Source organism: Collinsella sp. AM17-1 (assembly GCF_003470665.1).
Lineage (GTDB): Bacteria > Actinomycetota > Coriobacteriia > Coriobacteriales > Coriobacteriaceae > Collinsella.
Window position 1 is genome coordinate 1 of the sequence record NZ_QRJZ01000030.1, and the last position, 11780, is coordinate 11780.

An 11780-nucleotide genomic window follows, 5' to 3' on the forward strand; every position below is an offset into this window, starting at 1 on the left:
GTACCGGGCGCTGATGCACCCGCACGAGATCAGGAGGCCCGGGGACGCCTCGGAGCTCGTGGCGGCCAGGCGCGCGGCGAAGGTCAGCCAGGTGAGGGCGGCGTCGATATTGGGAACCAGCGAGAAGTACATCTCGATGCTGGAGAGGGGCCAAAGGGAGCTCAAGCCCATAAGGAGGGCCTACGAGGCATGGGTCGAGGCCGGACTTCCGCTCGATTGGGACAGGCGGGCCTTCGAGGCCGAGCGCAAAATGGATTCTAAAAAACACCTTGCCAAATAGGAGCGTCAGGACGCAAGAAGCCCTCGCCGCACGAAGTGCGCAGCGAGGGCTTCTTGCATGTCCGAGGACGTTTTGGGAGGTAGCCCAAACAGCCCCAGCGATCCTGCGGGAGTTAAACCCCTTTAGAACTTGTCGTGGAAGGTACGCGAAATGACTTCGTCCTGCTGCTCCTTGGTGAGCGTGTGGAAGTTCACGGCATAGCCGGAAACGCGGATGGTCAGCTGCGGGTACTTCTCGGGGTGAGCCTGAGCGTCGAGCAGCGTCTCACGGTTGAAGACGTTGATGTTCAGGTGGTGGCCACCCTTCTCGGCGTAAGCGTCGAGCATGTGGACCAGGTTATCGGCCTGAGTCTCGGAAACTTCAGAAACCTTCATAATGTGTCTCCTTCGATTGATAGGCGCCGGCCGAAACCGGCGCACTAATCAGTAATCGTTATTGTTAGTATAGCACTAACAATAGTTACTCGCCCAGCTGATCAAGGTCGATATCGCCAAAGAACACCTGGTCCTCCTTGCCGAGCGCACTCGGGATGATGGAGAAGGTGTTAGAGATGCCGTCCTGAGCATCGCGGAACGGGAGCTTGGAAACCGAAGACAGCGAAGCGATGGCGCCGTGGCTATCGCGCTTGTGCATGGGGTTAGCACCCGGGGCGAACGGCTGGCCAGCCTTGCGGCCGTCGGGCGTGGAGCCGGTCTTCTTGCCGTACACGACGTTGGAGGTGATGGTCAGAACCGAGGTCGTGGGCACGGAGTTGCGGTAGGTGTCGTTCATGCGGATGTACTCCATGAACTGGTGCACAACGTCGTGAGCGATCTGGTCGACGCGGTCGTCATCGTTACCGTACTTGGGGAACTCGCCCTCGGTCTCGAAGTCGACGATGATGCCGTTCTCGTCACGGACGGGGTGGACCTTGGCGTACTTGATGGCGGACAGGGAGTCGGCCACGACGGAAAGGCCAGCGATGCCCGTAGCGAACCAGCGATGCACGTGCTTGTCGTGCAGAGCCATCTGGATGCGCTCGTAGCAATACTTGTCGTGCATGTAGTGAATGATGTTCAGCGAGTTGACGTACACGCCAGCGAGCCACTTCATCATGTCGTTGTACTTGGCCACAACGTCGTCGTAATCGAGCGTGTCGCCCTCGACGGCGCGGTACTTGGGGCCGACCTGCTTCTTGGAGACCTCGTCAACACCGCCGTTGAGTGCATACAGCAGGCACTTGGCCAGGTTGGCACGGGCGCCGAAGAACTGCATCTCCTTGCCGATGCGCATGGAGGACACGCAGCAGGCGATGCCGTAGTCGTCGCCGTGGTAAACGCGCATGAGGTCGTCGTTCTCGTACTGGATCGAGGAGCTGGCGACAGAAGTCTTGGCGCAGAACTTCTTGAAGTTCTCGGGCAGACGGGTCGACCACAGAACGGTCATGTTGGGCTCGGGGCTGGTACCCATGTTCTCGAGCGTGTGCAGGTAGCGGTAGCTCATCTTGGTAACGAGCGTACGGCCGTCAACACCCATGCCGCCGATGGACTCGGTGACCCACTGCGGATCGCCGGTAAACAGGGCCTGGTACTCGGGGGTACGGGCAAACTTGACCATGCGGAGCTTCATGATGAAGTGATCCACGAACTCCTGGATCTGCTCCTCGGTGAAGGTACCGTTGGCAAGGTCGCGCTCAGCGTAGATGTCGATGAACGTAGAGGTACGGCCGATGGACATAGCGGCGCCGTTCTGCTCCTTGACGGCAGCGAGGTAGGCGAAGTACATCCACTGGATGGCCTCCTGCGTGTTGGTAGCAGGGTTGGAAATATCGAAACCATAGGTCTCGGCCATCATCTTGAGCTCGCCGAGGGCGCGGATCTGCTCCTGCAGCTCTTCGCGATCGCGGATGTTGTCGGCGGTCATGACCGTCGGGGTGGAAGCCTTCTGGGCCTCCTTGTCCTTGATCAGGTAGTCGACACCGTACAGGGCGACACGACGGTAGTCGCCGATGATGCGGCCGCGGCCATAGCCATCGGGCAGACCAGTGATGATGTGGGCCGAACGGCAGGCGCGCATCTCGGGGGTGTAGACATCGAAGACGCCGGCGTTGTGGGTCTTGCGCTCGAAGGTGTAGCGCTCGACAACGTTCTCGTCGATCTTGTAGCCGTGCTGGCTGGCAGCCTGGCAGGCGATGCGGATACCACCGTTGACGTGCAGCGCGCGCTTGAGCGGCTTGTCGGTCTGGAGGCCGACGATGGTCTCCTTGTCGCGATGGGCGTTATCGATGTAGCCAGCGGGGTGGCTCACGATACCCGTGACGGTCTTGGTGTCCATATCGAGGACGCCGCCCTGCTCGCGCTCCTTGAGCAGCAGGTCGAGAACCTCGCCCCACAGCTCCTTGGTACGCTCGGTCGGGCCGGCGAGGAACGACTCGTCGCCCTCGTAGGGGGTGTAGTTCTTCTGGATGAAGTCTCGGACGTCAACCTCTCCCGTCCAGATGCCTTCCTTGAAGCCTTCCCATGCCTCCTGCATTGTGTAACCACGCTCCTAGTTACGTGTAATGCGGCGCTCTCTCACACCGCTGCTTATTGAATTCTTGAATTATCGGCTTGCACTACCGGCTTCTTCCGTTCTTCACCACACGTTGGTATAGGGAAAAACGTTTGTCCACCTTGGAACTGCAACCCAAAACCCAAGATTTCACCCGTTTGAGAAGGATAACATAGCCACCCCCTTCATCAGGGCTGTTATATGTTTCTTTTTTTATACCATTAGTGCGTTTTTAACAAATCCGCAGGAAATGCGAGCGCGAACAACTACCGTTCACCGATTTGTTTGGTATTTTTCCTTGCCTTTGTACGACGTTCACTCTAGCTGTTATGCCAGTTTTAGCAGGGTAAAGTGCCCCAGAGACCCCGCAGAAACTGCAGGGCGGCCACGGGATTTCCCCCGGGACCGCCCTGTGGCATGGTTAGTTATTTAGCTTTGATTGCCGCTTGGCATTAGGCGGCTGCGGCGGCCTTGTCGGTCGTTGCCTTGCTGTGGCCCTGACCCTCAAAATGCTTGTAGCACCAGCTGGTGACCAGCGGGGTCAAAATGGCCGTCACGATAGCACATGCTGCGACCTGCGCCGTAGCCGTCGCGAGCACCGCGCCGCCGTACATGGCCTCGTTGACGCTTGCCATGGCAGCAGGCGTGGCCACATTGGCTCCGGCGCAGCTCGAAATGGCCGCACCTGCGACACCCGTACCGCCCGTGAGCTTATCGACCGCGATGACGGGAATTGCAAAGACCACCGAGCAGATCACGCCGAGCAGGATGCCGGGAAGACCACCGTTGATAAGCTGGCCAAAGGTCATGGTCGAGCCCATGGCAAAGAAGACGAGCACGATGATGGCGGAAAGTGCCGGTGCCATCATCTTCTTAAAGCTCGGGAAGAGGTTACCCAGAATAATGCCGACGACGATCGGCAGGATGGCGCCCACGAGCGACCAGCCGATCGGAGCCTGACCGGCAGCGCCGAGCACGATCATCGTGACCGGAGGGCCGACAACCAGCGTGGTGATGGCGACGGCGCCACGCTCGGCCTCGTTGCCCATGGTGCCCATCAGTCCAGCGTACATAGCGTTGTTGGCACCCGTGCAAGCGGCCAGCATCACCATGGCAGAGATGCCAAACAGGTTGTCGTTGAACACATAAAGGATGAGCAGCGACACGGCAACGACCACGATCTGCTTGACGGCGATGATGATGGCGCCGCGGGCAGCGGCGGCAGGAGCGCTCTTAAACGAAATCGTCGTACCGACGATGAGCAAAAAAGCGCCAACAAGCGGGCCTGCGCCCTGCTGGGTCATGCCGAGCGTAAAGCTGCCGAGCGTTTTGAACAGGTCGGGGAACAGCGTGTTGAGCAGGCAGCCCAACAGAAGCGGCACCAAGATATTGGCGCCCGGGATGGTGGACATCTTAAAGAACGGCTCTTTTGTTGCCGGCGCCTCCACCGCAGTCGATTCACTCATTTATATCTCCTTTTGATGCGTGCGACACGCGGTCACACGCTCCTGTGCCAGAAAGAAGGCGACGGTCCCGAGTCGCAGGAGCCGTCGCCGAATTAACGTCGCGGGGTATTACCCGTCCAGAACGATGCCACCGTCGCAGTCACCAATCTCGCCGTTCACGAAGCTGGCGAGGTCGGAAGCGAAGAAGAGCACCATCTGCGCAGGCTCGCTGGCCTGGGCGGCGCGGCCCAGAGGAATACCGTTGATGATGCGCTGAGAGTTCTCGTCAGAGAGAATCGAGGTCATATCGGTAAGGGTGAGCGACGGGCACACGGCGTTGCAGCGGACGCCAAACTTGCCGCCTTCCTTGGCGACTGCCTTGGTTAGACCGTTAACACCGGCCTTGGAGCTCGCGTAAGCCGCGGTGCCGAGCAGGCCACCACCGATCTTGCCAGCAACAGAGCTCACGTTGACGATAGTGCCGGCATGGGCCGCCTTAAAGTGCGGGTACACGGCGTTCATCATGGTGAAGGTACCGTTGAGGTTGATGTCGATGGTGCGACGCCACTCGGTGTCGTCGATCTCGTCGAACTTCTTGGTGCTGATGACACCGGCGCAGTTGATCAGGATATTGGTTTGCGGCAGGTCCGTAAAAATCTGCTCGACGGTCTCGCGCGCCTTGGGCGCATCGGCGACATCGAGCTGATAGAACTTGTTGCCCTCGCCAAGCTCGGCCACAGCGGCCTCGCCCTTAGCAGCGTTCCTTGCGATGAGCGCGACGTGTCCGCCGCCCGCAACGATGCCCTTGGCGATCTCGAGGCCAATGCCCTGAGTGCCACCGGTAACGATCGCGGTTTTACCCGTGAAGTCAAATGCCATGACTCCAACCCCCTTGATTCAGGTGTCTCCTTGCGGGAAGTTGGAGCATCGCACGTGGCGATTATATGAGTCCCAGTCGTCATGGTGGTGACAACCCCTCGCCTAACCGCGTGCATAATAGTTCTTTGAAACGCTTCAGCAATTGAATGATTTTAAGTCTTTATGCGCTCTTTATATTGCCTAGCGGCCAAGTAGTTTTTTTGGGACATGTCCCAAAATCTACCGCATAGGGTACGCGTGCAAGGGTATCATCTTTCACCGAAAATAGTTTCTAGTGTTAGGGGTTTTCGGTGGAAGATACCGATTTCCATGAGCTTGGGCGTCAGCTCTTTACCGAGTTTGGCAGCATTCACCAGCGCATTACGCGCTTTGCCGACCAAGCCCTGAGTGGCGAGATGGCCGTCATGCGCGCCCTCATGCTCGCCGGCGGCTCGCTCACGCCGAGCGAACTCGCCGATTGCGCCTGGGTCTCGAGCGCCCGCATCGCCAACATCCTGCGCGCCCTCGAAACCAAGGGCTGGGTCGAGCGCGAGCACTCAAAGACCGACCGTCGTCGCGTACACGTCACGGTGACCGACAAAGGCCGACAAGATATCGAAATCAAGCGTCGCGAATTCGAGGACCGCGCCGCGGCCTTCCTCGAACAGCTCGGCGAAACAGATACCCAAGAGATGGTGCGCCTTCTAAGGCGAGCCAACGAAATTATCGACCGCAATCACGAAAGGAGAGATGCCGAGTGAGAATTCTCAAGCTCTTTAAAAAGCATATCCTGGCACTGTTCACAGCTATCGTACTTATCGTAATCAGCTGCAACGCCGACCTGGCACTGCCTACCTATATGAGCGACATCGTCGACGTGGGTGTGCAGCAAGGCGGCATCGCCTCACCCGTGCCCGACACCATTCGCGCCGAATCGCTCGACGACCTTGAGCTCTTTATGAGCGCCAAGGACGCCAAGACGGTAGAAGCTGCGTTTGGCAAGGCAGACAAAAACGGCATTCGCACGTACAAGGGCACCGAGGAAGAGCGCGCCGACGGCAGCAAGCTCGCCGATATCATGAGCCTGCCCGAAACCGTCGTCCTTTCGCTCAACCAGGGCATCGACGCTGGCTCCATGGGCGACATGATGGGCACGTCCAGCGAAAAAGACAACAGCGCCGCCCAGGCCATGCCCACCCCCGAACAGATGGCGGCGATGACGCCCGAGCAGCTCGCCGAGATGCAGCAGAAGGCCGCAGCGGCGCAGAACATGCAAAAGCAGATTGATGCCGACGGCGGCAAGGTCACCATGAAGAGCCTGCGCCTAGGTGTTGAGGGCGGTCTGGTAGACCAAAGCAAGCTCGTCGAGGGCGCCAATGAAATGGCGGACAAAATGGGCTCTATGTCGGGCTCCATCGTCACTCAGCGCGCCGTGAGCTATGTGCAGGTCGAGTACAAGGCGCAGGGCATCGACCCCGCCGACGTGCAGAACGCCTACCTAGGCCGCATGGCGACCACGATGTTTGGCCTGTGTCTGGTGTCGCTGGTCGCCACCATCCTGACCGGTGCCGTGGCTTCACGCACCGCCTGCTCCATCGCCCGCGACCTGCGCCGCGAGACCTTCAACAAGGTTATGCACTTCTCGCCGGCCGAGGTGGGCAAGTTTAGCCAGGCCTCGCTCATCACCCGCTGCACCAACGACATTCAGCAGATTCAGATGGCCGCAACCCTGTTTATCCGCATGTGCCTACTGGCGCCCGTCATGGGCATCGTCGCCGTCATGCGCGTCCTGGCCAACCACACCGGTCTGGAGTGGACCATCGCCGTGGCCATCATCGCGGTCTCGGCCGTCGTCGGCGTGCTTATGGGCCTCACCATGCCCAAGTTCAAAAAGATGCAGAGCTTTGTGGATCGCGTGAACCTTACCGCCCGCGAGCTGCTCGACGGCCTTATGCCCATCCGCTCGTTCAACCGCGAGGAGCATGAGCTCGAGCGTTTTGACAAGGCTTCGCTCGACCTGATGACCACGCAGCTCTACACCAACCGCGCCATGAGCTTTATGATGCCGCTCATGATGCTCGTCATGAACTGCATCACCGTGCTTATCGTCTGGTTTGGCGCGCAGGGCGTGTCCGACGGCGTGATGCAGGTCGGCAACATGATGGCGTTTATCTCCTACACCATGCAGATCGTCATGGCGTTTATGATCCTCACCATGGTTTCGGTCATCCTGCCCCGTGCCGAGGTCGCGGCCGAGCGCGTGGAAGAGGTCATCACCTGCCCCACCAGCATCAACGACCCTGCCTCGCCCAAACTGCCTGCGACCAGCGCGCCACGCGGTGAGCTCACCTTCCGCGACGTGAGCTTCCAGTATCCCGATGCCCGCGCCGATGTCATCAGCGGTGTGAACTTCACCACGCATGCCGGTCAGATGCTCGGCATCATTGGCTCCACGGGCTCGGGCAAATCTACGCTCGTGCAACTGATTCCGCGCTTATACGACGTCACGGGCGGCAGCATTTCGCTCGACGGCATCGACGTGCGCGACATGACCCTTTCCGAGCTTCGCCGCCGCATTGGTTACATCCCGCAGCAGGGTCGCCTGTTCTCGGGCACCGTCGAGAGCAACCTCAAGTTTGCCGGCGACATGGTAAGTGACGAGGATATGCGCCAGGCGGCACGCGTCGCCCAGGCGGAAGACTTTATCGCCGAGCGCGAGGGCGGCTACGACTCCCCCATCAGCCAGGGAGGCTCCAATGTCTCGGGCGGTCAGCGCCAGCGCTTGGCCATCGCCCGCGCATTGGCCAAAAAGCCCGAGGTCGTGGTGTTCGATGACTCGTTTAGCGCCCTCGACTACAAGACCGACGCGCGCCTGCGCGAGGAGCTGGCCAAAAACGTTACCGACGCCGCACTCGTGGTCGTGGCCCAGCGCATCGCGACCATCATGCACGCCGACCAGATCATCGTGCTCGACGACGGCCACGTAGTGGGCACCGGCACGCACGAGGAGCTGCTGCGCAGCTGCCCGGCGTACCTGGAGATCGCACAGTCGCAGCTTTCCGCCGAGGAGCTGGGGCTTACCCAAGAAGAAATTGCAGCCGTCATGGAAGGAGGCGAGCGCTAATGGCAGACGAGACCAAGACTCAGATTCCCAAGCCCACCCGCCAGCGTGGTCCCATGGGCCGCATGGGTGGCATGCGCCGTGGCGAAAAGGCCAAGGACTTCAAGGGCACCATGAGGCAGCTGCTCGGCTATATCGGCCAGCACAAGATTGCCGTGTTTGCCGCCGTCGCCTTTGCAGTGTGCTCGGTCATCTTTAACATTGTGGGGCCCAAGGTGCTCGGCCAGGTTACCACCAAACTGTTCGAGGGCCTAGTTGCCAAGGTCAACGGCACCGGCGATGTCGACTTTGCCTGGATTGCCAAGACGCTCGGCTTTTTGCTCTGCCTGTATCTGGCAAGCTCTGTTTGCAGCCTCATCCAAGGCTGGCTCATGACCGGCGTCACGCAAAAGATTTGTTATCGCATGCGCAAGGAGATTGCCGCCAAGATCGCCGTCGTTCCGATGAGTTACTTCAACGGCCACAGCAAGGGCGACGTACTCAGTCGCATCACCAACGATGTCGACACGCTGGGTCAGTCGCTCAACCAGAGCGTGACACAACTCATCACGTCGGTGACGCAGATTATCGGCGTGCTCGTCATGATGCTGTCGATCAGCCTGCCGCTTACCGGCGTCACCGTGCTCACGCTGCCGGCCGCCGCGATTATCCTGGCTGTGATGATTCACTTCTCGCAGCCGTACTTCCGCGAGCAACAGCAAGTCCTGGGCGCCGTCAACGGCATTATCGAGGAGGACTTTGCCGGCCAGAACGTCATTCAGGTGTTCGACCGCGCCGAGGCCTCAATCGAGGAGTTCGACCGTCAAAACGACCGCCTCTTTATTAGTGGCTGGCGCTCACAGTTCCTGTCGGGCCTGATGATGCCGCTTATGAGCCTGGTGGGCAACATGGGCTACGTGGGCGTCGTCGTGGTGGGCGCGCAGCTCGCGCTGACCGGCAATGCCACGCCTGGCGATATTCAGAGCTTTATCCAGTACGTTCGCAACTTTACGCAACCCGTGCAGCAGCTGGGCAACGTAAGCAACACGATGCAGTCGATGGCCGCTGCCACCGAGCGTGTCTTTGAGTTCTTGGCCGCGCCCGAGGAGGAGCAGAAGGCCGACGCGCAGATTCCCGAGAAGCGCCCCGGCCACGTGGAGTTTGACCATGTGAAGTTTGGCTACACGCCCGACAAGACCATCATCCACGACTTTAGCTGCGAGGCGCAGCCCGGCCAGACCATCGCCATCGTCGGTCCCACCGGCGCCGGCAAGACCACGCTCATTAAGCTGCTGCAGCGCTTTTACGACGTGGACGGCGGTTCGCTGCGCGTCGAGGGCGTCGACGTGCGCGACTGGGACCGCGCGGCGCTGCGCGGCGAGTTTGCCATGGTGCTGCAGGACACCTGGCTGTTTAACGGCACCATCCGCGAGAACATCCGCTACGGACGCCCCGATGCGACCGACGCCGAGGTCGAGGCCGCCGCACGCGCCGCACGCTGCGACCACTTTATCCATACGCTCGCCGGTGGCTACGACTTTATGATCAACGAGGAGGGCACTAACCTGTCGCAGGGTCAGCGCCAGCTCGTGACCATCGCCCGCGCCATTTTGGCCGACCGTCCGGCGCTGATTCTGGACGAGGCGACCTCCAACGTCGATACCCGCACCGAGGAGCTCATCCAGCGCGCCATGGATGCGCTGATGCAGGGCCGCACGAGCTTTGTCATCGCGCACCGCCTGTCCACGATCCGCAACGCTGACGTCATCCTGGTCATCCGCGACGGCGACATCGTCGAAAAGGGCACGCACGACGAGCTGCTCGCCCAGGGCGGCTTCTACGCCGACCTGTATAACTCGCAGTTCGACGAGGCGGCGTAGAATCGGCCGCAGGGAGCGGATGACGCCCGAGAACGGGGGCGCAGGACAACCTGCGCCCCCCTTTTTTGTTCTGCGGCCCCTCAAACCGCCTCCCCTGGGACCTGATTGACAGCTCCTCCCAGGCTCTGTGTGCAAAAAATGGCAATTATGAGTACTGTTACCTTTTTAGCAACAGCCACAACAGTCCCAAATGCCGTTTTCACGGCTTACACGCGTCCCTAAATTGATCAAACAGCCCTATAGCGGACTTATATGTGTTTGTATTAATGAACATATTTTGCTGTTATGTCTATTATTTTGCGAAGACAATATGCTACTAAGATGGCAACCGTACTCATATTTGGCATTTTTTGCCCACGGGGTGTTTCCTGGGGAACCGACAACGGCTTTAGGGCCCCGCGCGGCGCCGCTCCCTCCCGGCATCCGCCGGCGTTTCCCCAGATAAAACCTACCAAAATAAACCTGTCCCTTTTTGGCAGGTTTCGGGTCGGCGAGGGGTTGCACTTTAGCGTGCGACAGCGGATAATGCCGAGCATTCGACAATGCTCTCGTTGCCATCAATTGATTGAGGAGGCCCCTATGGCCATGAAATTCAAACGCAGGCTGCCGATCCCCATGGAGATCCGCGAGGAAATGCCGCTCTCCGCCGAGCTTACCGCCAAGAAGCAGGCATTCGATGCCGAAGTCGCCAAGGTCTTTACCGGCGAGGACGCACGCAAGGTGCTCATCATCGGCCCGTGCTCTGCCGACCGCGAGGATTCGGTCCTCGAGTACATGAACCGACTGGCCAAGACCGCCGAGGAGGTCAAGGACAAGCTCATCATCATTCCGCGCGTCTACACCAACAAGCCGCGTACTAAGGGCACCGGTTACAAGGGTCTTCTGCACAACCCCAACCCCGAGGCTCCCGACGACCTGCTCGAGGGCGTTAAGGCCATCCGCCACATGCACCTGCGCGTCATCGAGGAAACGGGCTTCTTCACCGCCGACGAGATGCTCTACCCCTCCAACTATCAGTATCTCGTTGACCTGCTGAGCTATGTTGCCGTGGGCGCACGCTCGGTCGAGAACCAGGAGCATCGCCTGGTGTCGAGCGGCATTTCGGTACCCGTCGGCATGAAGAATCCCACTGCCGGCTCTACCACCGTTATGCTCAACTCCATTTACGCTGCGCAGGCGCACCAGAGCTTCATCTTCCGCAACTGGGAGGTCGAGTGTGACGGCAATCCGCTCGCGCACGCCGTTATGCGTGGCTACATCGGTCTCGACGGTCGTACCTACCCCAATTACCACTACGAGCACCTGGAGCGCCTGGCCGAGCGCTATACCGAGCACGCCGGCTATGCCAATCCGGCAGCGGTCATCGACTGCAACCACGACAACTCGGGCAAGCGTCCGCTGGAGCAGTATCGCATTTGCAAGGAAGTGCTCGACAGCTGCCGCCGCAACGAGTCCATCTCCAAGCTGGTCAAGGGCTTTATGATCGAGTCCTACCTGGAGGACGGCAACCAGCCGGTCGATGGCGGCGTCTTTGGCAAGTCAATCACCGACCCGTGCCTGGGCTGGGAAAAGACCGACTACCTCATCCACGAGATCGCGGAGCGTATTTAGTTACGCGAGCCGCATTTGGACAATCTGACGTTCAACTTCAAGGGCGCGACCAGAAGGTCAGCGCCCTTTCGTTTCAC

At 59.8% G+C, this 11780-nt stretch carries 9 protein-coding genes; 5 read left to right on the forward strand and 4 right to left on the reverse strand.

Features of this window, described 5'->3' with window-relative positions; translation table 11 throughout:
- Positions 1–280: helix-turn-helix transcriptional regulator (locus tag DW195_RS10620; protein WP_233540864.1), on the forward strand; the 280-nt coding region annotated here is incomplete at its 5' end.
- Between the two features lie 122 nt (positions 281–402).
- Here DW195_RS10620 and grcA3 read toward each other — a convergent pair.
- The 4 genes from grcA3 to DW195_RS09990 form a co-directional block, all read right to left on the reverse strand.
- On the reverse strand, positions 403–654 hold the full coding sequence (gene grcA3 / locus DW195_RS09975; RefSeq protein WP_117583521.1) for an autonomous glycyl radical cofactor GrcA3: 252 nt from the start codon (positions 652–654) through the stop codon (positions 403–405).
- An 85-nt stretch (positions 655–739) separates the two neighbouring features.
- Entirely contained in the window at positions 740–2791 is a 2052-nt protein-coding gene (gene pflB / locus DW195_RS09980; protein ID WP_118206619.1) for a formate C-acetyltransferase, read from the reverse strand.
- 470 nt (positions 2792–3261) lie between these two features.
- The gene (locus DW195_RS09985; RefSeq protein ID WP_118206620.1) at positions 3262–4275 is read right to left on the reverse strand and encodes a 2-keto-3-deoxygluconate permease; all 1014 of its coding nucleotides are present in this window, start codon (positions 4273–4275) and stop codon (positions 3262–3264) included.
- A 108-nt stretch (positions 4276–4383) separates the two neighbouring features.
- Positions 4384–5133: an SDR family NAD(P)-dependent oxidoreductase gene (locus DW195_RS09990; RefSeq protein WP_006234857.1), complete on the reverse strand. Its 750-nt coding sequence runs from the start codon at positions 5131–5133 to the stop codon at positions 4384–4386.
- Positions 5134–5423: 290 nt separating this feature from the next.
- Here DW195_RS09990 and DW195_RS09995 point away from each other — a divergent pair, with 290 nt between their 5' ends.
- The 4 genes from DW195_RS09995 to DW195_RS10010 all read left to right on the forward strand — a co-directional run bounded on the left by DW195_RS09995 (position 5424) and on the right by DW195_RS10010 (position 11703).
- Positions 5424–5873 carry a MarR family winged helix-turn-helix transcriptional regulator gene (locus tag DW195_RS09995; protein ID WP_118206621.1) on the forward strand — a complete coding sequence of 150 codons (450 nt, stop codon included), beginning with the start codon at positions 5424–5426 and terminating at the stop codon, positions 5871–5873.
- On the forward strand, positions 5870–8236 hold the full coding sequence (locus DW195_RS10000; protein ID WP_118206622.1) for an ABC transporter ATP-binding protein: 2367 nt from the start codon (positions 5870–5872) through the stop codon (positions 8234–8236). The genes DW195_RS09995 and DW195_RS10000 overlap by 4 nt, the downstream gene beginning before the upstream one ends.
- Complete coding sequence (locus tag DW195_RS10005) at positions 8236–10092, forward strand: ABC transporter ATP-binding protein (RefSeq protein ID WP_118206623.1); 1857 nt, start codon at positions 8236–8238, stop codon at positions 10090–10092. The genes DW195_RS10000 and DW195_RS10005 overlap by 1 nt, the downstream gene beginning before the upstream one ends.
- Positions 10093–10671: 579 nt before the next feature.
- The gene (locus tag DW195_RS10010) at positions 10672–11703 is read left to right on the forward strand and encodes a 3-deoxy-7-phosphoheptulonate synthase (RefSeq protein ID WP_118206624.1); all 1032 of its coding nucleotides are present in this window, start codon (positions 10672–10674) and stop codon (positions 11701–11703) included.
- Positions 11704–11780: the final 77 nt, after the last annotated feature.

Coding starts and splice junctions, on each gene's coding strand:
- grcA3 (WP_117583521.1), bottom strand. CDS start 654: ATGAAGGTTTCTGAAGTTTCCGAGACTCAGGCCGATAACCTGGTCCAC.
- pflB (WP_118206619.1), bottom strand. CDS start 2,791: ATGCAGGAGGCATGGGAAGGCTTCAAGGAAGGCATCTGGACGGGAGAG.
- DW195_RS09985 (WP_118206620.1), bottom strand. CDS start 4,275: ATGAGTGAATCGACTGCGGTGGAGGCGCCGGCAACAAAAGAGCCGTTC.
- DW195_RS09990 (WP_006234857.1), bottom strand. CDS start 5,133: ATGGCATTTGACTTCACGGGTAAAACCGCGATCGTTACCGGTGGCACT.
- DW195_RS10005 (WP_118206623.1), top strand. CDS start 8,236: ATGGCAGACGAGACCAAGACTCAGATTCCCAAGCCCACCCGCCAGCGT.
- DW195_RS10010 (WP_118206624.1), top strand. CDS start 10,672: ATGGCCATGAAATTCAAACGCAGGCTGCCGATCCCCATGGAGATCCGC.